Genomic DNA, 25,296 nt, shown 5'->3' with positions numbered 1-25,296 from the left:
TCGGAAAAATCTGTCGGAAAAATCTGTCGGAAAAATCCGATTCCTACCCGTCTCCGTCTGGAGCGAGTTGAATTTTGCTAAATCGTTAAAAATCAGTATTTTACTAAAAATCAACTCGCTTTTGAGGGGTATGCGGACATGGCTGAAAGCGAGTTGTGTTTTCTTAAATAGTTGATAATCAGAATTTTAGCAAAATAATACTCGCTTCAAGCAGTGGCGGAAAGTCGCTGCGGAGGAATGCCTATTACAAGCTCGCCTTTTTGTAAAAAAACAAACAGCCCCGGTACTTGCCGGGGCTGCGCTTATCTTAATCCGCCGATTGGATTCAATCGGTTGTGTAATTATGCGCTTGTACCGTGGCGGGAAAAGGACTTCCGATTCCCGCAGGCAGGATTACAGGTTCGGATTGACTTTCTTCCAGTCTTCCACTGCCGGGATGATGCCGAGTTCGATGATTTCGTCACGCATCTTGCAGAGGTGCTCGTAAGAAGCTTCGAGGGCTGCCATTTCTTCGGCAGTTCCTTCAGGAACCTTGAATGAAACGCCGTTTGCGTCGATAACGCTGTTCATCGCCATCATTACATGGTGGTATTTCTCGTTGTTCACGTAGCAGCCTGCCGGCCATTCGAATTTCTTGCCGCCCATTGCAGCAGCAATCATTTCGATGGATACGTATGCCGGGCTCTGGAATGAAGAACGTCCTCTGAGGTCGATGATTTTCTTTCCGCCCTGGATGACGTTGCCTTTGATTTCTTCCCAGCGTGCAGCCGAAAGTTTGGTTCCGAGAAGTTCGCTGAAAGGAACGCCGTCAACGAGAACCCTTGATGCGAATACCGCCATCTGCTCGCCGTGGCCGCCGAAAGTGTGGCAGTTGGTCACCTTGCTCTGCTGTACGCCGAATTCTTTTGCGAGAGCGCTTTGCAGACGGGTGGAATCCAGAGCGGCAAGAGTAGTTACCTGGCTTGGTTTCAGACCAGAGTGAAGAAGGGTTACAAGACCTGTCAAATCGGCAGGGTTGAATATGATGACAACATGTTTGACATCCGGGCAGTATGCCTTGATGTCCTTACCGAGTTGTTCCGCTATTTCGCAATTGCCTTTAAGAAGGTCTTCGCGTGTCATGCCGGCCTTACGAGGGGCTCCGCCTGACGATACGACATATTTCGCACCCGTGAGGGCTTCTTTCATATCCGTTGTGAAAGTGATGTTGGCACCTTCAAAGGCACAGTGGAACATTTCTTCCGCAACTCCTTCAAGACCGGTTGCAAACGGGTCGTAAAGGCAGATGTTAGGGGTCAGTCTCATCATCAAGGCAGTCTGTGCCATGTTCGATCCGATCATGCCGGCAGCACCGACGATGGTCAGTTTTTCATTAGTCAAATAGCTCATAGCTCGTTTTTTTATGTGTTAATTAAAAATTTTTCAAATTTCGCCCAAAGTTATGCAAAATCCGTGCAACGTATACCTGTTTTTCTGCATCTTATTGGACAAAGATATCGGAGCAAAAATATTTGAGCGGAAAAGTAACTGAATCTATGATAAGACATTCTATTTTTTGAGACTGTACAGCATTCAGGCCGGAAAGGGATTCCCCCTCCGGCCTGTTCTCTGAAGCTGTTTAAAATTTTTTCAAAAGTTCTTTGTGACACCATTCCGGCATCTTTCCGCCATTTTTATCGAAAAATAGCGCTGCTATTCTCCTCAAAAAACGGCAAAAATCTGCACGGAAACATGTCTCAAATTTTCTGAGAAAAAATTTTAAATAGCTTCTCATTTTACCGTAATATATTGTCTACATGTTATATACGTACCATAAGTCGTAGAAATTCCACGAAACGATGACCAGTGCGGCAATGATGGCGGCCATCCAGACGAACATGATTACAAGGCCGGGATGCCATTTTGGCGGTCTGAAACCGAATATCAGCTTGAGCCCTTCGTAAATCAGCCAGATGAAAGGCAGCAGAACCACTGTGTAAATGAGTATGATGAACCAGACATTCTGTGTCAGCGGTGTTATGTACAGGCCGTACAGGCGCATCATCTCGCTTTCGGCTTCGAAGGCAACGAAGTCATTGAGCATTTTCATCCACAATGCCGTGAGGGAGCCGGATATCAGTCCGCCGACACCGATGATAAGGGCGAGGATTCCGATTATCTTGATTATGACGGATTCGGTCGTTGACCTGCCGCGCTCGCGCCTGTATTGGCCGGGTTTGCTGTCCGGACGGTATCTTATCTGTTCTTCTATTCCCGAAATGTCGGTCCCGTTTCCGTACATGCGGCATCTGTCTTCAACTGTCACTGCCGGCGGCATGCAGACCGCCAAGGCTATGTATGAAAACAGGACTATTCCGAAAAATATTCCTTCCGTGAAAAATCCGATAAAGAACAATATGAAGAAAATCAGCCTGATGACAGCCTTGTCTATGTTGAAATATGCGCCAAGTCCGCTGCAAACGCCGAAAATCATGCCGTTGTCCTTGTCGCGGTACAGCCTTTTGGAGATTCTGTTGCGGCGGGGCCTTTCTTCCGAAGGGTCGCAGTCGATGTCTGCCGGCCTTCCAAGGCGGCCTATCACTTCATCCACGAGTTCCATCGTAACGACCCCGTCGGCAGCCGTCTTTTCCTTGAAGAGCTCGGCCATCCTTTCTTCAATGCCGTCCACGACTTCGTCCCCTCCCTGCGAGTCCTTGTAATGGGCGTTTATGTCGGCGAGATATGTGCACAATTTGTCGTAAGCGTCCTTTTCTATTGAAAACGGGACACTTGAAAGACTTATTTTTTCAACCTGTTTCATAGTTTTTGTCTTTTACCAGTCGTTTTATTTCCTTTTTATCGAATCTATCGATGCCACTATTCCGTTCCAGGCGGTGTCCAGTTCATCAAGGTATTCCCGTCCTTTGTCCGTAATGCTGTAATATTTTCTCGGCGGGCCCTGCGGGGACTCTTCCCATCTGTAGGAAAGGAGTCCCAGGTTCTTCTGCCGTATCAGCAGCGGGTAAAGCGTACCCTCGACCACGATCATGTCCGCATTTCTCAGTTCATTTATAATCGATGAGGCATATTCGTCCCCCTTGCTCAGTATCAGGAGTATGCAATATTCCAAAACCCCTCTGCGCATCTGTATTTTGGTGTTTTCGCTGTTAATGTTCATAATCAATAGTTTTTATTAGTCCTGAACCTGTTCATGTTTTCAGCCGTAGGGGCGATACCTCTCATTTCGCATTTCTGGAAAGGGGTCTTTGCCATAGGGGCTATGAGCAACAGCACGAGATAAATCCAGAATCCTGCCGAGCCGCAGAACAGGAGGATTACGAAAATCAGCCTTACGATGGCCGAATCGATGTTGAGGAACGCGCCGAGCCCACCGCATACTCCGAAAAGGAATCTGTCATCGGGGTTTCTGTAGAGTTTCCTTCTCGGCTCGTCAGCCCGGTATCCCCATTCCCAATCCCTTCCGTTGTTCTCTTCGGAAGTGCTGTTTTCGCGGTACGGCCCGTTCGGCATCCCGAGCTGGAGTATGACGGCTTCGACAAGCCTTATGTCCACTACGTTGCCGCTGCCCGCAAGGTTTTCGGTGAATATGTCGGCAATGCGCATTTCAAGGTCGTCCATTACTTCGTCCGAGCCGTAAGCCCCGCCCAGTTCTTTTCTGAACGCGCTCAGGTATCCGTTCAACTTATGGTAGGCGTCTTCGTCTATGATGAAGTTTCGCTTACCGATTCCAATGTTCAATGTTCTTTTCATTTTTAAAATATTTGGTGCTGCAAATATATGAATAATTTTAAATACCTTGTATCACAAAGTAGTAAAATTTTAAAAAAAAATTGAGGGCAGCCGGATTCCGGTCGCCCTCTTATAATGTCGCAAGGATTGTGAAAATCCTTCTTATCGTGTTGTCGTGCAGTAGGTTAGTTTGCAGTCGAGTCTGCCGCATTGGTGGCAGGAGCCTCTCCGCCGGCGTTGAAAGTGTTGGCCGGGAAAGCAGGTATTTCTGTCGTTGTGGCCTCTATCTGCTTGGTAACGTCGATTGTGGTTGCATTCCTTTCGGCTGTGAAGAACGAGCAAAGGATGGACAATACCAGGATTACGGCTGCAAGTATCCAAGTGAGTTTTTCCAGCAAATCGGCAGTCTGGCGGACACCGAAAGTCTGGTTTCCTGCTCCGAAATTGGCTGCAAGTCCGCCGCCTTTGCTGTTCTGGGCCAGCACTACGAGGGTAAGCAGCACGCACGCGATAACAATGATGATTGATAAAGCTATGTACATAATATTTTGATTTTTATTGTTTCAATTTTTCAATAAGGGATGCAAAGTAAGCACTTTTTTCTGGATATAGCAAAATTAGTTTGCCATAAACTTCCTTAGCCTTATCAAAATATCCCTGTTCGGCATAAATTGCCGCCAGCGTTTCGGTATAAAAACGCATGTCGTCGAATGGTTTGTCCGGAGATGCGGGTTCCGGCTCTTCCGCCGTCCCTTCGGTTCCTGCGTTTCTTCCCAGAAGGGAAAAGATTCTGTCTTCCGCCTTGAGCGAATCGAGATCCTCCCGGGAAAAATAATCTCCGCCGAGGACGATTACCCTCGGTGCCGCGTTTTCGGATTGCCCGGCGGTACGGCCCTCGCCGGTGCCGTTGTCTTCTTTCCCGGCATTCAGCCCAGCGCGTATGGCTTCGGTAATGTCCGCATCAGTAAAGTCCCGTTTTCCCGAAGCCTCATTGACTATCCTGTACAGGGTAGCCCGCGACCATACGTTGAGGGCTGCCTTTTCGAATTCGCTTCCTACCCCCGGGCCTATTGCGGAAACCCTTCTGACCAATTCGATATGGGCCGCGGCAAACCACGGGGTCATGGATAACTGGCCCCTCAGTTCCGCCAACGACATTTTTTCCAGAGCATCCATGATGGAGTTTCCCTTACCAGTTGGCTACTGTCGCATTGAAGATATCCTCGACTATGGTTTCGACGATAGTCTGGCACAGCGAACTTTGTACGGCATCCAGCGATTGGGTGGAGTCATAGTCTTCGTAAGCGGTGAATGACTTCGACTCGAAATTCTCTTCCGGATGCTTGTTGTTGACATAGTACATTTTTACAGTGATGGTCAGCCTGTTCTGTGCAGCTACCTCATCGGCCGTCACCGTCGTCGGACGTACATCGTAGCCTGTAATCTCGCCGCCTACCTCTAAGTCTCCCCCTTCGTCCAGTATGTCGAGCGAGGTGAGCTTGCGGTATTTGTCAATGAGTTCCTCTGTCAGCAGGTTGCTCAGTTCCGGATTCACGAGCAACGCCCTGTTTTCGATGAAATTCACGGTTATCGAATGGACGTCCGGCTGGATGGAAGTACCGGAAAACGAGTAAATCCCGCATGACGATACGCTCAGGCCCAGCAGGGCAAGGGCTCCGGCACGCAACAGATATTTGAAAATTTTCGTCATATCCTATTATATTTTACATTTTTATATTGTATTCCTTGATTTTCCTGTACAGTGTCCTTTCGGAAATGCCGAGTTCTGCCGCCGCCGCGCTACGTTTTCCCCCGTTGCGCTTCAGTGCGGCCTTGATGAGCTCCTCGCTTACTTCCTGTATGGACAGGGGCCTGTCCACTATCGTATGTTCCTCGCCCATGTCGTAGTCATCGACAGTATAGTGTTCCGCATGCGGGGTGATGATAGGGGAGTCGTTGTGCGGGGCGGGCAGGACTTTCGGTGCCTGGTTTTCGGCGCCCTCTCCTTGCAGGACTATGGCCTTGAGGCGGTCCACATCGGCTTTCAGCTGGTACAATATCCTGAAAATCATTTCCTTGTCGGCTGAGGACAATCCTCCTGCATCATCGTTCCCGCTTTTTACGGGCAGTGTGATTCCCTGTTCTTTCGGTATGTACCTCGCCATGATCTCTCCGGAAATGTCCACGCTCTGCCGCGGGTCGGAAACCGATTCGAAGGCGGAAAGCTGTTCGGCTACGTTTTTCAGCTGGCGTATGTTTCCCGGCCAGCGGTAGTCCGTAAGCAGTTTTTTCGCTTCTGCCGAAAGCCTCAGGCGGGAAGTCCTGTATTTTTCGGAAAAATCCGCAAGGAATTTTCTGAACAGCAGTTCTATGTCCCCCGGACGTTCCCTGAGGGCAGGTACATATATAGGTATGGCGTTTAAGCGGTAATAGAGGTCGGCCCTGAATTTTCCCCGCGAAACGGCTTCTTCGAGGTGTACGTTGGTGGCCGCTATTACGCGGACATCGCATTTCAATACCTGGGAAGAACCAACACGGATGAATTCTCCCGACTGGAGCACCCTCAGCAGTTTGGCCTGGGAAGGAAGCGGAAGCTCGGCTACCTCGTCGAGGAAGAGGGTTCCCCCGTCGGCTTCTTCGAAATATCCCTTCCGTTTTTCCGAAGCTCCGGTAAAGGCTCCCTTTTCATGCCCGAAAAGCTCCGAATCTATCGTGCCCTCAGGAATGCCTCCGCAATTGACGGCAAAATATTTCGCATGTTTGCGTGCGCTGTACTGGTGTACGATTTTCGGTATGGACTCCTTGCCGACACCGCTCTCGCCCGTTACGAGGACGGTCAGGTCTGTGAAAGCCGCCCTGTATGCGAGTTCCACGGCATAATTGAGGGTCGCATCATTGCCGATGATGTCGAAGCCGCTCTTGATTCTCTGTAGTTCTTCTTGACTCAACATAGTGCAAAGTTAGAAAATATACCCGAAAGTTTCCCAAAGAACTTTTTGAAAAATTAAAAACAGCTTATTATATTTGTAGCTTGATTTTTGTATCCTTTTGCCGGTGCTACGGTGAAAATACATTATGATAATAATTTTTAAACTATAGGATTTTATTATGAACAGAGTTTTTAAAATGTTGGCATTCGCTCTCGCGGGAGTGTCTGTCATGGCTTGCAGCTCTCCTAAAAAAATGGCTGAAGATGCTGCGAACGTTGTTGTTACCTGCGAACCTCAGATCCTTGAGGTTGTCGGCGGTAAAATCGATGCTGAAGTAACGGTTGTCTGCCCGGCAGACTATTTCCATCCTAAAGCGATTCTCGAAGTAACCCCTGTCATTGTCTATGAAGGCGGCGAGTCCGCAATGGAGCCGTTCATGTATCAGGGAGAGAAGGTACAGGACAACTATAAAGTGATAGCAAAGGACGGCGCCACTGTCAAGGAGCGCGTATCTTTCGATTATGTTCCGGGAATGGAGCAGAGCCATCTCGAACTCAGGGGTGTTGTTAAGTTCAAGAACAAGACTTACGAGACTCCTGTAATCAAGGTTGCCGACGGTGCCAATACCACTTACATGCTTGCAAGCAAGCTGGCGAAAGTGGACTACATGCCTGATGCGTACAAGGAGATAATCGAAGAGACCGAAGAGGCCCAGATTATGTACACGATAAACAATTCGACAGTACGCAACTCCGAGCTCAGGAAACAGGAAGTGAAGGACTGGAATGCCGCTCTTGAGGCTATCAAATCAGACGAGCGCAGGGAAATCACCGGTACCGACATCATAGCATACGCTTCTCCTGACGGACCAGAGGATTTCAACACCACCCTCGCTGAAAAACGTGCCAATACAGCTGACAAGGCATACGAAAAGATTACGAAGAAGAACCCTATCGACGCCCCTGTCAATGTACAGAACGTTTCAGAAGACTGGGAAGGCTTCCAGGAACTCGTTTCCGCTTCGAATATCGAAGACAAGGACCTTATCCTCCGTGTCCTCTCCATGTACAGCGACCCTGCTGTCCGCGAGCGTGAAATCAAGAACATGTCTTCAGTCTACAAGACTCTTGCAAAGGACATCCTTCCTCAGCTCCGTCGTGCAAGGCTCATCGCCAACATCGAGTTCACCAACTACAGTAACGAAGAACTCATCGCCCTTATCAATGACAATATCGACATCCTCGACGAGGAAGCCCTTCTCCGTGCTGCTTCGATTACCGATGAGCTCGACGGCAAAGCAACCATATACAGCCAGGCCATCGAGAAATACAACAGCGAGCGTGCACAGTACAACCTTGCTGTCGTAAGGTACTATCAGGGCGACATGAAGGCTGCCGGAAAGGAACTTGCAAAAGTCGGGAATCAGGAGTGCTGCTTCGTGAAGAACTTCAAAGGCGCGCTTGCACTTGCTGACGGCAACTGCGAAGAGGCTGCCGGTCTGTTCAAGGCTGCAAACAACCAGACTTCCAAAGAGAACCTTGCCATCATCGACATCTATTCAGGTGATTATGCAGCGGCTCTCGCAAAACTCGAAGGCACTGACAACCACAACCTGAAGATAGTTTACATCCTCAATGACAGGTTGGACGACGCTTCCAAGGCAATTACCTGCGAATGCCCTTATTCGGCATATCTCAAAGCCATCATCGCCGCACGCAAGGGTGATGCAGAGGCTGTGAAGGCAAATCTTGCAAAGGTTGAAAGCAACGACGAACTCGCTGCAAGGGCCGCAAAGGACATCGAATTCGCACAGTACAGGTAAGATTCGGGAAGGTCTGAGAAATAATTTAAAAAACGCGGGGGCATGCATCGGCACGCTCCCGCATTTTTAGTATTTCTTCCTGTTTTTTCCTATATTTGCCTCTTTAAAACAAATTTAAGTTAATCCAAATATTTTTATAAGATGTCGGAATATTGTAAAAAACTGTTTTTGTCAGGCGCGATGTTGCTTCTTCTGGCAAATATCTGCTATGCCCTGCCGGTAAGGCATAACAGGTTGACGGTAAATCAGCCGGATGGAAGCAGCGTTACGGTGCTGTTCCAAGGCGACGAATTTTTCAAAGTGACAACTACGACGGACGGGGCGGCAGTCACCCTCGGCGATGACGGCTATCTCAGATATGTGATTTATGAGGACGGAAAACGTCAAGAAACGGACTACAGGGTCAGCGACAGGAATGTCCCTTCGTCGGTCATATCGGCTTCGAAAAACATCCCTTTCGTCGAATTGCAGGAAAACGCAAGAGAGAGACGGAGGGCATACGGGGAGCTCCAGCGCCCTTATTTCATGAGAACAGCCGAAACTCCGGTCGCAGCTGCTGAAAGAAGGCTGGTCAAGGCGGTAATCATTCTTGTCGAATTTTCGGATGTAAAATTCACTGAAGGCGATATGGCAAAGTTCAACGCCCTGTGCAGCGAGGAAGGTTATTCGTACAACGGCGCGACAGGTTCGATAAAGGACTATTTCAAGGCGCAGTTCGGAGATCTGGCCGATTTCCAGTTTGATGTTTTCGGAACGTTTACCGCGCCTAAGCCCCAGTCATATTACGGTGGCAATGATTATTCCGGAAACGATGCCCACCCGGACGAGCTTGTGGCCGAGGCCTGCAAGGGGCTTGATGACCAGATAGATTTCAGCGAGTACGATCTGGATGGTGACGGTGTGTGCGATTTCGTATTCATGTTCTTTGCCGGAAACGATGAGGCCGACAATTACATGCTTTATGAGGACTGCATCTGGTCCCACGCTTGGGTTATTGACTATTATAATCCTAACCTAAGGCTTGACGGAGTGCGTATTTCAAACTATGCCTGCACTTCCGAGCTGAGGACGAATGGCTATTACGGTTCCCAGTTCACCGCAATAGGAAGTTTCTGCCATGAGTTCAGCCATACCATGGGACTGATGGACGCTTACGATACCGATTACAACAATGACGGTAATCCTGCTTCAGAGGCTCTTTGGGGCGTGACTTCGCTCATGGACAGCGGATGTTACAACAATGACTGCAATACTCCGCCAAACTATAATGCATACGAAAGGGAGATGCTGGGCATAGCTACTCCGACCGAGTTGCAGACCGGAAAAATGACCCTTGAACCTATAAATGAAAGCAACAGGTTCCTGAGAATCGAGTCCGATAAGAAGGACGAGTATTTTGTCATCGAATACCGCAAGAAAGAGGGCTGGGACGCATATCTGCCGACAAGCGGCATTCTCGCATACCATATCGACAAGTCCGACAATGCTGCCGGAAGGTCCTATTATTACGGCCGCTCCCTGACAGCGGCGGAGAGATGGCCTTATAACGAGGTGAACGCCTATCCTTACCATCAGTGCGCGGATTTGATAGAGGCCGGTAATTCGACATCTACACAAAACACCGCAGACGTATTTTTCCCGGGAGCAAAGAAAGTGACCATGCTTTCGACGGAAACCCATGATGCCTACAAGTCATGGAGCGGCAAGGAGGTACAGTATTATCTCGACAACATAGAAATAGAACCTTCGGAAGACGGTGCTTCGTTCATCCTCAAGGACGTAAATGCTCCGTTAATACCTATCGTGATTGATTATGACCTGACTGTGATAGGTCAGACGGCTACCCTGACATGGACTGCCGATATCGAGGATCCGGATGCTGTGGCAAAGGTACGGCTTTCGTTCAAGGACGGAGAGGAAATTTCGGTTCAGGAGCCGGAGGCCGACAGTGTGGAATTCACAGGTCTGGAAGCAGGTACGGCATATACGGCTACCATCTGGTATGAAAAGGACGGAGTCGAGGGTTCCGGATATTCGGTCGATTTTAAGACTTTCGAAAGCAGGAGCGACTTCCCTTATATTTACATGGACCGTCAGGCCTTGACGAAGGGAGGTTCCATGAAACTTAGGTTGATCAATCTCCAGGGCGAGGCTTCCGTGGAGTGGTATTTCAACGGGCAGGCCGTTGCCGACCCTGACAATTTCGCTCTTGATTTTTCCGGAGAAGGAAGGCTGGAAGCGCACATCTCCTATCCGGACGGCCGCGAAGAAAGCATAATGACTGTCATTAAATTGGAAAATTAATTTTTATATGAAAACCACGTCCTTTCCCCGTTTTATCGCAGTATCGGTCTTGGCTGCGATGCTTGTTTCATGCGTAGAAAAGACACCTCCGCAATACGGACTCGATCCGGCTCATGAGGAGTGGACGGATCCCGAAGTCAATTATATTAACAGGCTCGAATCGCATGCCGACATGTTTGCGTTTGCGGACAGGGCCGAAGCGGAAAGGGGAAAGGAGGTGTCGGAGAATTTTCTTTCCCTTCACGGACTGTGGAAGTTCCATTGGGCCGAGGATGCCGACGGGAGGGTGTCCAATTTTTACGTTCCCGACCTCGATGAGAGCGGATGGGGGAAGATTCCCGTTCCCGGGATATGGGAAATGAACGGTTACGGCGACCCGGTATATGTCAATGTGGGCTATGCGTGGAGGGAAAAATTCAGCAACGATCCTCCGCATGTTCCCGTAAAGGAAAACCATGTGGGTTCGTACCGTAAGGAAATCCGGATTCCGTCCGATTGGGACGGCAAGGAAATCATAGCCTATTTCGGGTCGGTCACTTCAAATATAACCCTTTATGTAAACGGGCAGTTTGTCGGTTACAGCGAGGACAGCAAGATAGCAGCCGAGTTCGATATTACCCCTTTCGTGATTCCCGGAAAGAAAAATCTGATTGCGTTCCAGGTATTCAGATGGTGCGACGGGACTTATCTTGAAGACCAGGATTTCTGGAGGATGTCCGGAGTCGCGCGGGAGGCATACCTTTATGCACGTGACAGGAAGCATATCTCGGACATACGCATCGAGGCGGGCCTTGCGGACGGTTATAAGGACGGTACCCTGGCCATTGAGGCCGATTATCCCGAGGATTGCCGGATCGGTGTCGAGATTCTCGGCCCTGACGGCAAGACAGTACGGACTTACGAAATGGCCGGCGGGGCAGGGGTGAGCGATGTTTTCGAAGACGTACTCCAATGGAATGCCGAGACCCCGAACCTTTATGAAGCGCTGTTCACCCTGTATGACGGCGACGGGTGTCAGATTGAAACCATAAGGCAGAACATCGGTTTCCGCCGTGTCGAGCTGGACGGCTGCAACGTATTGGTGAACGGGAAGCCGGTGCTCTTCAAAGGCGTGAACAGGCATGAAATGAATCCTTACGGGGGTTATTTAGTGTCGAAGGAAGACATGGAGGAGGACATCCGTCTGATGAAGGAGTTCAACATCAATGCCGTAAGGACATGCCATTATCCGGACGATCCTTATTGGTACTATCTCTGTGACAAATACGGGCTTTACATGGTGGCGGAGGCCAACGTGGAGTCCCACGGGATGATGTATACGGATTTCAGTGTTGCCAAGAATCCGGCATACAAGGATGCGCACGTGTCGCGTAACACCGACAATGTGCAGATTTACAAGAACCACCCGTCGGTCATATTCTGGTCTCTCGGCAACGAGGCAGGATACGGTGAGAATTTCAGGGCGGCAGGGGAAGCCGTCAAGGCCATGGACTCTACGAGGCTTCTGATTTACGAGCAGGACTGGGGTTTTGAGGTCGCAGATATCTATTCCCCGATGTACCGGAGGTATGCGGATGTGATAAAATATTGTGAAAACGACCCTAAGCGCCCGTTGATTCAAATCGAGTACGCCCATGCCATGGGAAATTCCGAGGGCGGTTTCAAGGAATATTGGGATCTGATAAGAAAATATCCCGCTTACCAGGGTGGATTCATCTGGGATTTTGTCGACCAGTCCGTCTATTATGAGAAAAACGGGAAGAAGATTCTCGCATACGCCGGGGATTTCAATGACAGCGACAGCGACGGGGACAAGAACTTCTGCAATAACGGGCTTTTCAGTCCGGACCGCAATCCGAACCCGCATGCATACGAGGTGAGGTATTATCATCAGCCTGTATGGACCGGGCTAATAGACACCCTCGGAGGGAAAATCTCCGTATTCAACGAATATTTTTTCCGTGACCTTTCCGCCTATAGGCTTGAATGGGAACTTGTTTCCGGTTGCGAAACAAAGGTTTCCGGAGTCGTGGACGGTCTGAACGTCGGGCCACAGCAGACCTGCGAGGTGGTGCTGGGTTATGAGCGCGATTCAGTGGCTGCATGGCTTTCCGGCGATGAAGGGCTGTTGCTGAATATTGATTTCGTCCTGAAATCCGATGAACCTCTGCTTCAGGCAGGGCACAGGGTGGCATACGCCCAATATGTTCTCAAAGAGGCGGACATGTACCGTCCTTTGGATGCAGGCGGCGGCATGGCCGCAGTGGAGGATTCCGGGGAATCTTTCATTCTCCGCGGAAACGATGCGGAAATACGCATTTCCAAGTCTACGGGCCTTGTCGACAGCTACGTATACGATGGTGTCCGGTTGCTTGCCGACGGCAGCAGCATAAGGCCTAATTTCTGGAGGGCCGTTACTGACAATGATTTCGGAGCGGGTCAGCAGCTCCGCTTCAGAGAGTGGCATTCTCCTGAGATGGTTCTGGAAAGCATCGGCATGGCCGGCGGTACCGGTTCGGGCAATGATGATGCGGTCAGGGCCGTGTTCAGATTCGAAAACATTCCGGCAAGGCTGGAACTGGAATATTCGGCCAACGAGGCAGGGGAACTGGCTGTAGTACAGAAACTCGTGCCTGATGAAAGGGTGGCGGAAATGGATGGCGCTTACAAATACATGTTCCGTTTCGGAATGCGTATGGAAATGCCTGAAACCTTCGACATGGTGGAATATTACGGCCGCGGTCCGTGGGAAAATTATTCCGACCGCAAGGGGTCGGCGGTATTCGGCTGTTATTCGTCTTCCGTTGAAGACATGTTCTATCCTTACGTGCGCCCTCAGGAATGCGGAACCCACAGTGACTTGAAGGAATGGACACTGGTTGACGATGGTGCGGAGTCTCGTGACGGCAGGAAGGTCGCGTTGACAATCAGTTCTCCGGAATATTTCAGCGCCTCATCGCTCTCTTATTCCCAGGAAACCCTCGATGAAGGGCCTGTGGAGCAGAAAGGGCAGAGGCATCCTGCCGAGCTTGTGCGCGACGGTTTCACTTCCGTATGCTTCGACAAGGTGCAGATGGGACTCGGCTGTATAGATTCATGGGGAGCATGGCCTATGGAGCAGTACATGGTTCCTTTCGGCGCCTATGAGTTTACCGTAAAGTTCACTCCGAAGTCTGAGTGATAATATCATCGTCCGGATTTCCGTTGAAACTGAGAGGGCGGGTCAAAAGTCGGACTCGCTCTCTTTTTATTCGTACTCCTGATGGAGTCCGGTTCCAAATATTCAATTCTCAAAGAGGAAAAAATTCCTTTTTGGTCACCCTCTTATTCTGCATTCGTTTTCCAGAAGTTCGATTCGGTCCGCCGGAATATATTCCGATATTTTCGCTATGGCATTTTCGTAATATGTTCTGCTGATTTCGCAGGCTGTAAGGCTGATTCCGGCATTGTAACATGCTATGGCTATCGTTCCGCTGCCCAGATGCGTATCCAGTATGCGGTCGCCTCCGCGCGACGTCTTGTTGAGTACGCCGTAGGGAGGGTCTACGATTGCCAGGTCGAAGTGTCCGTCGGGATACCGCGACATCAGCTGCATATTGTCTTCATTCGTAATAACTATCATTTTCCCGCCGCGGATGCTGAAAACTTGGAAACTGTCAGGGCGGAAATGTCGCCGCTTACGTCCTTGCCCAAATTTTCCGTTATTATTTTATCAAAATCGGCATAATCTATTTTCCGGATATCATTGTCAATGCAGTTGTAAAGATATTCGGCGAAGGTGCTTGCCAGTATTATCACCGTGGGGGTTCCCGATATGTCGCGTTTTGCGGCAGGGACATACCGTGGCGTTACGACTATCGTGTATTCGCCTCCGATTTCTTCACAGTGTTCCCGTAGTCGTCCTACGTTGATTCCCAATAGTTTGTTTGCCGTGGATTTGGATTCTACCGCAAATTTTTTCTTTTTATCGAGGTACAGGCATTCGATGTCTGTGTGTCCTGAACCGCCGACTCCCTTCGCATCGACGTTGTAGAACATGTTGAAACCGTCTATCAGGACGTTTTCGAACAGGTACGCCGTTTCGTTTTCAGGATTGTTGGAATATTGATCTATCAGTTTCGGCAGTTCCAGCAATTTGCCGATTTCCTGCGTTTCCCCTATTTCGGAAAGCAGTATGTCGGGATAAAAACTGTATATTTCCTTGATTATGTCGATTTGCAGCCTTCCCTTGTCATCCATCGGGATGGGTTTGTCCAAAAATGAGTACCGGTTCTGCAATTTGCCTGCAAGGCCGGTGAGATTTTCCGGCAACGAAACGGCGTTCCGTGTTATTTTCCTATAGGTCGCCGTATTTCCCTGCTGCAATTTGCAAATCACTGCCCCTTTCGTTTTCTTCAGGCCCCCTGCGCTTTTTAAAAATTCGGAGATGTAAGAAGCTGTTTAAAATTTTTTCAAAAGTTCTTTACGGCATCATTCCGGCACATTTTCGCCATTTTTATCGTTAAATAGCTCTGCTATTCTCCTCAAAAAACGACAAAAATCTGTGCGAAAGCCTGCCTCAAATGTTCTGAGAAAAAATTTTAAACAGCTTCTAATAATCCCATTCGTAGGCGGAATTTACGTAGGCATGCCTGTCTTGGAGGAATCTGTCGGTCAATTCGGTGTCTGACAGGCTGCGGAGTTCCAGAATCGACCGGACCAGCCGCTCGTATGACTCTTCATCCATCGTTTTGGTAAATATCACCAGATAGGCGACTTCGAAGGCATACACTTTATAATCGAGCCTTTCGTCCGAAAGCAACCGATAGGTCAGTCTGAACGGGTACAATCGGAATTCTTTTGCCGTTCCGCTGAACGGATGCCTGTACTGGAGGGCCCAAAGCATTGTGAGAAATATTTTCGATACCTTGTCCCTGTCATGGACATATTTCAGCAGCAGATTGCCTAATGGGCTGAACATAAACCTATTGATGCCATTTATCTGGGTCTTGTAACCGAACATGTAATAAGCCAACTGGTTTATCTTGTGGTTTATGGCATCCAAGGGCAGGCCCGGATTCCTTTCCGAGTACAGTCCCATATCCTTCAGCTTGAGGTTCAGTCTCGCTTTCTCTTCGTTGGTTATGGTGGTTTTAGAGAAAGACTTTAAAGTCTCGGCGACCGTGCACAGGTATTCGAAACAGCTTGTGTGCCTGTATAGTATCCATTTGGGGCGTTCTATTCTCGTCATGGCGGTCTGTCTGTCGCTTTGAATCTGTCCGACTATTTTCTTTACCAACAGCGGAGGGATGCTTTCGCCGATACATTCCCGTATCAGGATTTCGGGCGTATCGTCGGGAATGTTCCAATCCGCAGGCAGAGAAGACAGCAGCATCAGCTCCAGAGGAGTCAGGACACGGGCGTCCGAATATGTGCCGTCATCGTTTTTCCTTCCCGGATGTACGTTCATTTGGGAACTTATCGCATCGTTCCTCATTGTGATTGTAGGCGCAGGTTCATCCCATTTAATCCTTCTGTAAGTGGTGCTGTAGGCCTTGATTCTTTCCCCGTTTTCCTTTTGAGGATAATAGTCTTTGTTTTCCCACGCCGAATGTCCTTCGGGCGTATGCGCCATGGCTTCGACCTGACGTGCCGAGTGTTTTCTTGCGAAGTGCCATTTGATGTCGGATGATTCTCCGGCTTCTATGCTCGGCAGATGTCCTATGGCCTCCCTGACTGTAACCCATGGGCTTTTTTCCGGTTCTCCCCATGCAAGTCCTTTGCGGTACATTTTTATAATGGCCCTGTTTCTGTGCTGGGGAACGCCGTAATCCGCTGCATCATAGACTTTTGCATCGATAACAAAATCTTCGTGGAATGAGTTTGCCAGGATTTCCGTCACTTTCATCTTTTTATCCATGAAAGGCAGTTCCATTCTTAAAAACCGGGGAACGTTTTCTATCATCACGTAGTCCGGATTCTTCAGTTTTATAAAGTCGATAATCCTGAATATAAGAAAATTACGTTCGTCCTGGCACATTTGTTCCAAGGTCCTGTTTTTCCCGGCGACACTCATCCCCTGACACGGAGGGGAGGCCAGAAGGAAGTCTATCTTTTCCGGAACCGCGCTGACAAGGGAGGAATATACTTCCTCATCCAGAATGTCCCCGCAAATCATTTTGGACTAGGGATACAGTGAGCTGTACAGGTCGGCCCTTTCTTTAAGAAGTTCGTTGGCGGCAATAATCTTTACGCCGGCATCTTCAATATATTGTTCATCAATGCCTGCTCCCGAAAACAAAGATACTCCTGTCAACATTTTTTCTTTCATTGCCTGTCAGATGGAATCCGAATGCAAACTTACGGAAAAATCCTCATATCGCCGTCTTAGTTTCCGCAATTCCGGCCGCATGGCCCTGATTCTCCGTAAATCATTGAAGTACGTCGGGAAAAGGTTCACCCTGTAATGGACGGTCTTGCGTATGAGGCCGAAAAACAGCGAAATCCTTGCGGCGGCGCGGGCGATGCCGCATTTTCCCGGGTCGCATCCGATGAGCAGCAAATCCTTGAAAATATCGTTTTTGTCATAAAGTGTCCTGTCCCCGTAGCTGTCCCTGTCGTGGAAAACCCTGGCTTGCGGAACGACGAAGATGCCTTTTGAGAGGTATCTCAGACGTGCGAGATATTCGGAAGCCGCGCCTGAAGCCGTGTCGAAAAACGGGTTGAGCGGGCCGGTTTCCTTAATCAGGTCCGCCGGGATGAGCCAGCAGCCCGACGGGACGTTTCCGACACGGATTTTGCCGGCATCTGCCCTGTTTTTTTTCAAGGCCTTGCGGAGTTCCCGTGAGTGTCTGACGGTTTTGGATGAGAATGAAGTTTCATAATCCGTCCCCGGGCCGTTCAGGTATGCCGGGACAAGAAGCGAATCGTCCGTACAGCAGGCTTCGAGAGCTTCCAGAGCCTCTGGAGCGAGCCAGACATCATGGTGCATGAGCAGTACGGCCTCGGCTCCGGATGCAAGGGCACGGTCTATCCCGGCCTGTGCCGCGGCTGTAAAACCATGCTTTACGTCTGGATTTACGTCGCTCTCTGCCGTCCGGATTATCTCGGCTTCGGGGAAAGTACGGCTTATGTATTCAAGAGTCCCGTCCGTGGAAGCATTGTCCGCAACTATGACATGCGGCCTGATGCTGTGCCGGTTATCGCAGAAAAGCGATGAAAGGGATTTTTCCATCCATTTCATCGCATTGCATGTCACTATGACCGCATAAATCTTCATGAAGTTTTATGTCAGTCGAGTTTCAATACGGCCATGAAGGCGCTCTGAGGCACTTCCACATTGCCTACCTGGCGCATGCGCTTCTTGCCTTTCTTCTGTTTTTCAAGCAGTTTTCTTTTACGGGTGATGTCACCTCCGTAGCATTTTGCGGTCACGTCCTTACGCACGGCCTTTACGGTCTCGCGGGCGATGATTTTCGCTCCGATGGCGGCCTGTATGGCGATATCGAATTGCTGGCGCGGGATAAGTTCTTTGAGTTTTTCGCACATTTTCCTTCCGAAATCGTATGCGTGCTCGCGGTGTATCAGGCTTGAAAGCGCGTCAACCGGCTCGGAGTTGAGGAGGATGTCGAGTTTTACCAGGTCCGCCTTCTTGAATCCGATGACATGGTAATCGAAGGAGGCGTAACCCTTTGAGATGGATTTGAGTTTGTCGTAAAAATCAAAGACAATCTCGGCCAAAGGCATTTCATAATTGAGTTCGACCCTGTCCGAGGAAAGGAAATGCTGTCCTGTAAGCGTTCCCCTCTTGTCGAGGCAGAGTTTCATTATGCCTCCGAAAAATTCGCTTTTCGAAATAATCTGGGCCTTGATGTAGGGCTCTTCGATATAGTCTATCAGCGTAGGTGCGGGAAGTCCGGAAGGATTGTGTACGTCGAGGACTTCGTGCTGGGTGGTGTAGACTTTGTACGAAACATTCGGGACGGTGGTGATTACGTCCATGTCGAATTCCCTGTAAAGCCTTTCCTGGACTATTTCGAGGTGCAGAAGCCCGAGAAAACCGCATCTGAATCCGAAGCCGAGGGCAAGCGAGGATTCCGGCTCGAAAACGAGCGAAGCATCGTTCAGGCGGAGTTTTTCGAGGGAGGCGCGCAGGTCTTCGTATTCATCCGCTTCGACAGGGTAGACTCCGGCGAAAAGCATTGGTTTTACTTCTTCGAATCCCTCTATCGAGGAAGTACATGGCCTGTCCACATGGGTTATGGTATCGCCGACCTTGACTTCGGCGGCTGTTTTTATTCCGGAAATGATATAGCCCACGCTTCCGCACGGTATCTCGTCCCGCGGTTCGAGCTTCATTTTCAGAACCCCGACCTCGTCGGCTTCGTACTCCCTTCCGGTATTGAAGAATTTTACTTTGTCGCCGGTACGGATGGAGCCGTTTTCCACCTTGAAGTAGGCGATGATTCCGCGGAAAGAGTTGAATACGGAATCGAAAATAAGAGCCTGGAGAGGGGCTTCCGGATCTCCGTCCGGGGCCGGAATGCGGTCGACTATCGCATCGAGGATTTCATCCACTCCCTGGCCTGTTTTCCCGGAGGCGAGGATGATTTCGTCCGGGTCGCAGCCGAGAAGTTCCACGACCTGGTCTTTTACGACATCCACCATGGCCGAGTCCATGTCAATCTTGTTCAGGACCGGTATTATGGTCAGGTCATGCTCGATTGCGAGATACAGGTTCGAGATGGTCTGGGCCTGTATGCCCTGGGTGGCATCCACTACAAGGAGCGCCCCTTCGCAGGAAGCTATGGCGCGTGACACCTCGTATGAGAAATCCACATGTCCCGGGGTGTCAATCAGGTTCAGGATATAGTTCTGCCCGTCTTTGGCATATTCCATCTGTATTGCATGGCTCTTTATAGTTATGCCTTTTTCGCGCTCGAGATCCATCGAGTCGAGAACCTGGTTTTCCATGTCTCTTTCACTGAGGGTGCGGGTCGCTTCGAGCAGTCTGTCCGCCAGTGTGCTTTTCCCGTGGTCGATATGGGCTATGATTGAAAAATTCCTAATGTTTTTCATTTTACAGAAATATATGGTGCAAATATAGCGAAAATTGAAAAAAGGGCGTACATTTGCTTACTGTTTGGAAACTGGGGGACAGTTTCCGGTTTTGCCATTAAATTTTAAAGCTTATGTCTAAAACAGAAGAACTAAGACGCATCGCGTCGCAGGTGAGGCGCGATATCATACGCATGGTGCATTCCGCAAAGTCGGGGCATCCGGGTGGCTCTCTCAGCAGCACTGAGATAATGACGGCCTTGTATTTCAATGTAATGAAGCACAATCCGTCCGGTTGGAGAAGGGATGCCAGGGGCTATGATGCCTTCATCCTTTCAGCCGGACACCTTGCTCCGGTGTATTATTCGGTACTTGCGCGGAGCGGGTATTTCGACATTAAGGAACTCGGCACGTTGAGGCAGTTCGGCAGCAGGCTCCAGGGGCATCCTTGTACGGAAAAAGGCCTTCCGGGAGTTTTCCAGCCTTCAGGCTCTCTCGGACAGGGGCTTTCGGCAGCGGCCGGAATTGCTCTCGCCAAGAAGATGGACAAGGACGGCAACCGCGTATATGTTCTTCTCGGAGACGGAGAATGCGAGGAAGGCCAGATTTGGGAGGCGGCCATGTTTGCCGCAAATCACGGACTCGACAACCTGATAGCCGTAATGGACTGGAACAACCAGCAGATTGACGGCAAGGTTTCCGATGTTGCAGGCGTGAAGGATTATGAACCTATATGGAAGGCATTCGGCTGGGAAACCATAGTCTGCAACGCCCATGATTTCGATTCCCTCCTCGGTGCTTTCGACAAGGCAAAAGCCGCCGGAAAGCCGGCCATAATCCTGGCTAAGAGCAACATGGGCCAGGGTGTGGATTTCATGTGCGGCACGCACAAATGGCACGGCAAGGCACCTTCGGATGAGCAGGCCGCAGCCGCCCTCGCGCAGCTCGAAGAAACTTTAGGAGATTATTAATCATTGAAAACTTTTGAAGATATGAAAGAAGAATATATAAATACCGGAAACAAGGATACCCGCAGCGGTTTCGGCGCCGGGCTTTATGAAGCCGCATCGCGCAATCCCGAGATAATCGCTTTATGTGCCGACCTTGCAGGTTCTCTGAAAATGGAAAAATTCGCCGAAGCCTGGCCCGAGAGGTTCATCCAGTGCGGTATCGCCGAGGCGAACATGATAGGAGTGGCCGCCGGTGCCGCCCTTACCGGCAAGATTCCTTTTGCTGGGTCTTTCGCCGAATTCATAACCGGGCGTGTCTATGACCAGATACGCCAGGAAGTGGCTTACGGCAATACCAATGTCAAGATAGCAGCTTCCCATGCCGGCATTACCCTCGGTGAGGACGGTGCCACCCACCAGACAATGGAAGACATAGCCCTTATGAGGGTGCTTCCAAACATGGTGGTGCTCAATCCTTGCGACTACAACCAGACAAAGGCTGCCACTGTTGCTGCCGCTGCATACCAGGGGCCGGTGTATCTCCGTTTCGGACGTCCGTCCGTGCCTAATTTTACTCCGGAAGACCAGGTCTTCGAGATAGGAAAGGCCCTGAAACTCGTCGAGGGCTCGGATGTGTCCGTGTTTGCTACCGGCCATCTTGTCTGGGAAGCCTTGCAGGCTGCAAAAGAACTTGAAAATGAGGGGATATCAGCGGAAGTAATCGACATACATACCATAAAACCGTTGGATACCGAGGCTGTCGTCGCTTCGGTCATGAAGACCGGGGCGGCCGTATGCGCTGAAGAGCATCTCATCGCAGGCGGTTTGGGAGAACTCATCTCCGGTACTCTTGCAAGGCGTTATCCTGCACCTGTCGAATTTGTGGCGGTGGATGACAAGTTCGGCCAGAGCGGTTCCCCTTCCGAATTGATGAAAGCCTACGGGCTTGATGCGGCCCACATTGTGGAAGCCGCCCGGAAGGCTGTCGGCAGGAAAAACAGGTAATACCTGCCATAGTAAGGCTCGACAGTATCCGGTTGGAAGACGGGAGAATCATAGAAATGTTTGAAAACGGGCGCACTGAAGAGGCGTTCGGGGCGATAGTGGACACCTACAAGGAAAAACTGTACTGGCACATCAGACGGATGGCCGGCTCCCACGAAGACACCGATGATATACTTCAGAACGTTTTCATGAAAATATGGACGGGACTCCCTTCATTCCGCGGGGAATCCCGTCTTTTTACCTGGATATACCGCATAGCTACGAATGAGACCGTAACTTTCCTCAACCGTAAGAGGCTTCGTTCGTTCCTTTCATTCGGTGAAGTCTCTCCGCCCTACTCGGTCGAGACGGACCCGTGGTTCAACGGGGATGAAATACTGAAAAAACTGTATAAATCCATAGCCTCGCTGCCTCCGAAACAACGTCTCGTATTCAACATGCGGTATTTCGAAGAAATGAAATATGAGGATATGTCGGAAATCCTCGGCACATCTGTAGGCGCCTTGAAAGCTTCGTACCACCATGCCTACAAGAAAATAGTGTCCGACATGAAGGAAAGCATCGGCTAATCTGTTCAGTGCATCGGATTGGCTGTTCGAAGTATCGGCAGAACCGGTCTGTCCTGTCAGGCGGGAAATCTGCTTTGAATCTGCCCTGTATTTTTTGTAAACCGACTTGGCAAGCTCGGTTTTTTCTTCTATTGACAATTCGGAAATGTTTGTTTTTCTGATGTTTGTTTTTCTGAATTGCGAGATACATAGGGACTTATACCGTTTCTTTCCTGTGTTATGACGATGCGGAAACCCCACACAGCTTTGAGGGCGAGTGGAGCGGGAAAATCGTCGTAAGCGATGAGACCGGACCTTACGAAAATTACGGGACAGGAATGAAAATTTCCCGCTTCATCTAAACCTTTGCCCTCGGAGCCTGTCTAATAAGTGTTTGTTTTTAATCATAATATCGTGGAAGACAAGATAAAGGACATAGAAGACAAGAGTTTGAAAATCAATCCGTACACTGTTCCAGATGGCTATTTCGGCTCGTTGGACACAAGGATAATGGGACGTATCGGAGGCCTCGGGACGGAGGGTTCCGGTGTATGGGAGAGATATTTCAAGCCGGCTTTGGGCATGGCCCTGTCTTTTGCCCTTGTCTTTGCCATAGGTTTCGGGATAATGAAACTTACCGGCAGGGAAGACGGGGCGGATTTCATGTCCTTAGACGAGTACGATATGATGAAGGCTGTGGTCTACAACGTTTCCGATGAGGATTCGTCCGCGACATCCGATAATGCATTGACTGAAGACGAGGTCGTCGAGTACCTTATGTGCGAAGACCGGGTCATGCTGTATCTCGCGGCCACTTATGACGAGGACGAATAATAATTTTTTACGATATGAAGAAAAATTTTTGGTTTATTTTCATTTTCTGCTGTTTCGCATTTTCCTTTTTGCCGGTTTCATCCTTTGCCGCTTCTGGGCCTGCCGGGCCGGGATGCGGTCATGACAGGGGCTGGAAAGAGAAGATAATGGCTGAAAAAATAGCTTATTTTACTTCCGAACTCGATCTCACTCCCGAGGAGGCACAGCTCTTCTGGCCTGTTTACAATATGTTGCAGGACGAGCGGGAAAAATATCATCGTGAATCGCGTGATTGCATGAGGCTTCTCGAGGATGCGATAAGGGAAGGGCAGCCGGAAAAGGAGATAGCACGTCTTCTGGACAGGTATATAGAGGCTGCGGAAAATTGTGACGGCATGAGGGAAAAGACACGGGATGAGGTAAGCAAGGTGCTTTCCGAAGAGAAGACGGCCAGGCTGTTCATCGCGGAGGAGCACTTCATGATGAAGCAGTTCAGAAATCTTAAAGGAAAAAAATAAAGCTCCAAAGCCCATTACGGCATGATTCATGCAATATGATGGGCGTTTTGTAGTATAGTTAGTGGTTTTTTAGTGGTTAGTTTTTGGCCTCAGAACTTGCAATACAGTTCTGAGGTCTTTTTTATGTATTCGATGCTGTATTTTCCGTCTCTGTAAACGGTCAGTCTTTCAGATTCCAAGGGCCGCCTTTTCCGCGAAAATTCGGTTATGATGCGGCTTTCCGGGCGGTCTTCTGTCGGGTGTATGTAGGTTATGCGGTTCAGGTACAGCCCTTTGTCCGAGCCTTCTGCAAGCACGGCTATTTTGTCTGCTGCCGGAAGTATCATCGTCACCCGTCCTTTTTCCGAAAGATTGGCGCAGGCATACTCGAGAATGTCCCTGTATGACAGCCGGTCTGTATGGCGGGCGTACCTTTTCCGTTCATCATGTGACTTGATAAGGTTGTCGTAGTACGGAGGGTTGGAAACGATAAGGTCGTACGGCCCTCCGGCGGCGTTTTCGGGTTGTCGAACCTGTGGATTGCCGCTTTGGAAATCCGCAAGCGAGGTGTGTACGGCTGTCATGTTGGCGGCCCAGGGCGACAGGCCGAAGTTGTATGAGGCTTCCTGCGCGGCGGCGTTGTCGATGTCGATTCCCGTTATTCCGGTTCCGGGAAGCAGGCCGTTCCGGCCCGGCCTGCCGCCCTGGGCCTTGTTTAGCCTTTGTGCGGCTATCAGGGCTACCGCCCCTGTGCCCGTGCCGATGTCGAGGATTGTCCTGTCTTCAGGGAAGATGCTGCAACAGACACCGAGCAGCACGGAGTCCGTATTGATTTTCATCGGGGCTGCCTCGTTGCGTATCGAGAATTCTTTAAACCGGAACAAATGCATCAGAAAGCGAGGGACGAATCAATCGTTATGAAATTACCGTCCTTCATTTCCAGGGCCCTGTCGCACATGGCGGCGAGTCCGGTATCGTGGGTGACTATCAGAATTGTCTGCCCGAAGTGTTCGCGCAGCTTGAAGAACAGCCCGTGTATCTCTTCTTTCGTCTTGCTGTCGAGGTTTCCAGACGGCTCGTCCGCAAACAGTACCGAAGGGTTGTTCATTATGGCGCGGGCTACCGCCACCCTCTGCTGTTCTCCGCCTGACAGTTCGGAAGGTTTGTGGGAGGCCCTTCCGGAAAGTCCTACTTCTTCAAGCAGTTCCAGCGCGCGTTTGGATGCGGAGGCAAAACTTTCTCCGGCGATGAGGGCGGGCATCATTACATTTTCCTTGGCAGTGAATTCCGGCAGCAGATGGTGTGCCTGGAAAACGAAGCCTATTTCCCGGTTACGGAAATCGGCCAGTTTTGCGGATGTAAGTCCGGATAATTCTTTCCCGTTTATTTCCACCGTCCCCTTGTCCGGGGTCATCAGTGTCCCTAAAATCTGTAGGAAGGTCGATTTACCGGCCCCGCTTGCCCCGACAATTGCCACGACTTCGCTTTTTCTCACGGAAATGTCCACTCCTTTCAGTACCTTCAGCTGTCCGAATGATTTTTCTACCCCTTCTGCCCGTATCATGCTTGCTTTCCGTATCATGCCTTCTGACCGTTCCGTGCCATTTGTCTGTGCCATGCTTTCTGCCAATGTCGTGCTATCTGCTTGTGCCGTCATAATGA

The 25,296-nt window shown here is 49.9% G+C and carries 24 protein-coding genes; 8 read left to right on the top strand and 16 right to left on the bottom strand.

The features are described 5' to 3' along the window. Positions 1–393 precede the first annotated feature (393 nt). The 8 genes from B5F83_RS05215 to B5F83_RS05180 form a co-directional block, all read right to left on the bottom strand. A complete protein-coding gene (locus tag B5F83_RS05215) occupies positions 394–1,389 on the bottom strand; it encodes a malate dehydrogenase (RefSeq protein ID WP_087277810.1) in 996 nt (331 codons plus the stop codon). 403 nt (positions 1,390–1,792) lie between these two features. Continuing rightward, complete coding sequence (locus tag B5F83_RS05210) at positions 1,793–2,800, bottom strand: PspC domain-containing protein (protein ID WP_087277812.1); 1,008 nt, start codon at positions 2,798–2,800, stop codon at positions 1,793–1,795. A 24-nt stretch (positions 2,801–2,824) separates the two neighbouring features. Beyond that, positions 2,825–3,151: a PadR family transcriptional regulator gene (locus tag B5F83_RS05205; protein WP_087277955.1), complete on the bottom strand. Its 327-nt coding sequence runs from the start codon at positions 3,149–3,151 to the stop codon at positions 2,825–2,827. An 8-nt stretch (positions 3,152–3,159) separates the two neighbouring features. Beyond that, the gene (locus tag B5F83_RS05200) at positions 3,160–3,750 is read right to left on the bottom strand and encodes a PspC domain-containing protein (RefSeq protein ID WP_087277817.1); all 591 of its coding nucleotides are present in this window, start codon (positions 3,748–3,750) and stop codon (positions 3,160–3,162) included. Between the two features lie 164 nt (positions 3,751–3,914). Further along, positions 3,915–4,271, bottom strand: coding sequence for a preprotein translocase subunit SecG (gene secG / locus B5F83_RS05195; protein ID WP_087277820.1), 357 nt, complete (start codon positions 4,269–4,271; stop codon positions 3,915–3,917). Between the two features lie 13 nt (positions 4,272–4,284). Continuing rightward, positions 4,285–4,905 carry a hypothetical protein gene (locus B5F83_RS05190; RefSeq protein WP_087277822.1) on the bottom strand — a complete coding sequence of 207 codons (621 nt, stop codon included), beginning with the start codon at positions 4,903–4,905 and terminating at the stop codon, positions 4,285–4,287. A gap of 13 nt (positions 4,906–4,918) precedes the next feature. After that, positions 4,919–5,440: an LptE family protein gene (locus B5F83_RS05185; RefSeq protein ID WP_087277825.1), complete on the bottom strand. Its 522-nt coding sequence runs from the start codon at positions 5,438–5,440 to the stop codon at positions 4,919–4,921. A 13-nt stretch (positions 5,441–5,453) separates the two neighbouring features. Further along, on the bottom strand, positions 5,454–6,677 hold the full coding sequence (locus tag B5F83_RS05180; protein ID WP_087277958.1) for a sigma-54 dependent transcriptional regulator: 1,224 nt from the start codon (positions 6,675–6,677) through the stop codon (positions 5,454–5,456). A gap of 160 nt (positions 6,678–6,837) precedes the next feature. Between B5F83_RS05180 and B5F83_RS05170 the strand changes: the two genes are divergently transcribed. The 3 genes from B5F83_RS05170 to B5F83_RS05160 all read left to right on the top strand — a co-directional run bounded on the left by B5F83_RS05170 (position 6,838) and on the right by B5F83_RS05160 (position 13,966). Beyond that, positions 6,838–8,481, top strand: coding sequence for a hypothetical protein (locus B5F83_RS05170; RefSeq protein WP_143822466.1), 1,644 nt, complete (start codon positions 6,838–6,840; stop codon positions 8,479–8,481). Positions 8,482–8,622: 141 nt separating this feature from the next. After that, a complete protein-coding gene (locus B5F83_RS05165) occupies positions 8,623–10,785 on the top strand; it encodes a M6 family metalloprotease domain-containing protein (RefSeq protein WP_087277835.1) in 2,163 nt (720 codons plus the stop codon). A 7-nt stretch (positions 10,786–10,792) separates the two neighbouring features. Beyond that, complete coding sequence (locus B5F83_RS05160) at positions 10,793–13,966, top strand: glycoside hydrolase family 2 TIM barrel-domain containing protein (RefSeq protein ID WP_239383827.1); 3,174 nt, start codon at positions 10,793–10,795, stop codon at positions 13,964–13,966. A 135-nt stretch (positions 13,967–14,101) separates the two neighbouring features. Here the strand turns inward: B5F83_RS05160 and B5F83_RS05155 are convergent, their stop codons facing one another. The 6 genes from B5F83_RS05155 to lepA all read right to left on the bottom strand — a co-directional run bounded on the left by B5F83_RS05155 (position 14,102) and on the right by lepA (position 19,842). Then, on the bottom strand, positions 14,102–14,407 hold the full coding sequence (locus tag B5F83_RS05155; RefSeq protein WP_087277838.1) for a site-specific DNA-methyltransferase: 306 nt from the start codon (positions 14,405–14,407) through the stop codon (positions 14,102–14,104). Continuing rightward, complete coding sequence (locus B5F83_RS05150; RefSeq protein WP_204207336.1) at positions 14,404–15,162, bottom strand: hypothetical protein; 759 nt, start codon at positions 15,160–15,162, stop codon at positions 14,404–14,406. Before B5F83_RS05150 ends, B5F83_RS05155 begins: the two co-directional genes overlap by 4 nt. A 214-nt stretch (positions 15,163–15,376) precedes the next feature. Then, the gene (locus B5F83_RS10700; protein ID WP_087277840.1) at positions 15,377–16,942 is read right to left on the bottom strand and encodes a DNA cytosine methyltransferase; all 1,566 of its coding nucleotides are present in this window, start codon (positions 16,940–16,942) and stop codon (positions 15,377–15,379) included. A 6-nt stretch (positions 16,943–16,948) separates the two neighbouring features. Further along, positions 16,949–17,083, bottom strand: a complete 135-nt coding sequence (locus B5F83_RS10835) for a DNA cytosine methyltransferase (RefSeq protein WP_204207334.1) — start codon at positions 17,081–17,083, stop codon at positions 16,949–16,951. An 18-nt stretch (positions 17,084–17,101) separates the two neighbouring features. Continuing rightward, positions 17,102–18,043: a glycosyltransferase gene (locus tag B5F83_RS05135; RefSeq protein WP_087277843.1), complete on the bottom strand. Its 942-nt coding sequence runs from the start codon at positions 18,041–18,043 to the stop codon at positions 17,102–17,104. 11 nt (positions 18,044–18,054) lie between these two features. Continuing rightward, positions 18,055–19,842, bottom strand: coding sequence for a translation elongation factor 4 (gene lepA / locus B5F83_RS05130; protein ID WP_087277846.1), 1,788 nt, complete (start codon positions 19,840–19,842; stop codon positions 18,055–18,057). A gap of 113 nt (positions 19,843–19,955) precedes the next feature. Here lepA and B5F83_RS05125 point away from each other — a divergent pair, with 113 nt between their 5' ends. The 5 genes from B5F83_RS05125 (at position 19,956) to B5F83_RS05105 (ending at position 23,655) form a co-directional block, all read left to right on the top strand. Next, complete coding sequence (locus tag B5F83_RS05125) at positions 19,956–20,792, top strand: transketolase (RefSeq protein ID WP_087277849.1); 837 nt, start codon at positions 19,956–19,958, stop codon at positions 20,790–20,792. 21 nt (positions 20,793–20,813) lie between these two features. Continuing rightward, positions 20,814–21,776, top strand: coding sequence for a transketolase C-terminal domain-containing protein (locus B5F83_RS05120; RefSeq protein WP_087277853.1), 963 nt, complete (start codon positions 20,814–20,816; stop codon positions 21,774–21,776). 56 nt (positions 21,777–21,832) lie between these two features. After that, positions 21,833–22,345: a sigma-70 family RNA polymerase sigma factor gene (locus B5F83_RS05115; RefSeq protein ID WP_087277964.1), complete on the top strand. Its 513-nt coding sequence runs from the start codon at positions 21,833–21,835 to the stop codon at positions 22,343–22,345. Positions 22,346–22,738: 393 nt separating this feature from the next. Further along, positions 22,739–23,158 (top strand): hypothetical protein, encoded by a 420-nt coding sequence (locus tag B5F83_RS05110; RefSeq protein WP_087277856.1) that lies wholly within the window; start codon positions 22,739–22,741, stop codon positions 23,156–23,158. Positions 23,159–23,172: 14 nt separating this feature from the next. After that, positions 23,173–23,655, top strand: a complete 483-nt coding sequence (locus tag B5F83_RS05105; RefSeq protein ID WP_087277860.1) for a hypothetical protein — start codon at positions 23,173–23,175, stop codon at positions 23,653–23,655. An 89-nt stretch (positions 23,656–23,744) separates the two neighbouring features. Here B5F83_RS05105 and B5F83_RS05100 read toward each other — a convergent pair whose 3' ends face one another. Then, positions 23,745–24,473 (bottom strand): hypothetical protein, encoded by a 729-nt coding sequence (locus B5F83_RS05100; protein ID WP_143822465.1) that lies wholly within the window; start codon positions 24,471–24,473, stop codon positions 23,745–23,747. A 50-nt stretch (positions 24,474–24,523) separates the two neighbouring features. Beyond that, positions 24,524–25,198, bottom strand: a complete 675-nt coding sequence (locus B5F83_RS05095) for an ABC transporter ATP-binding protein (protein ID WP_087277967.1) — start codon at positions 25,196–25,198, stop codon at positions 24,524–24,526. Positions 25,199–25,296 lie beyond the last annotated feature (98 nt).

The sequence above is a fragment of the Muribaculum sp. An289 genome (assembly GCF_002159555.1).
GTDB classification, from domain to species: Bacteria; Bacteroidota; Bacteroidia; order Bacteroidales; family UBA932; genus Merdivivens; species Merdivivens faecigallinarum.
This window is presented reverse-complemented; position numbering and strand designations above follow the sequence as displayed.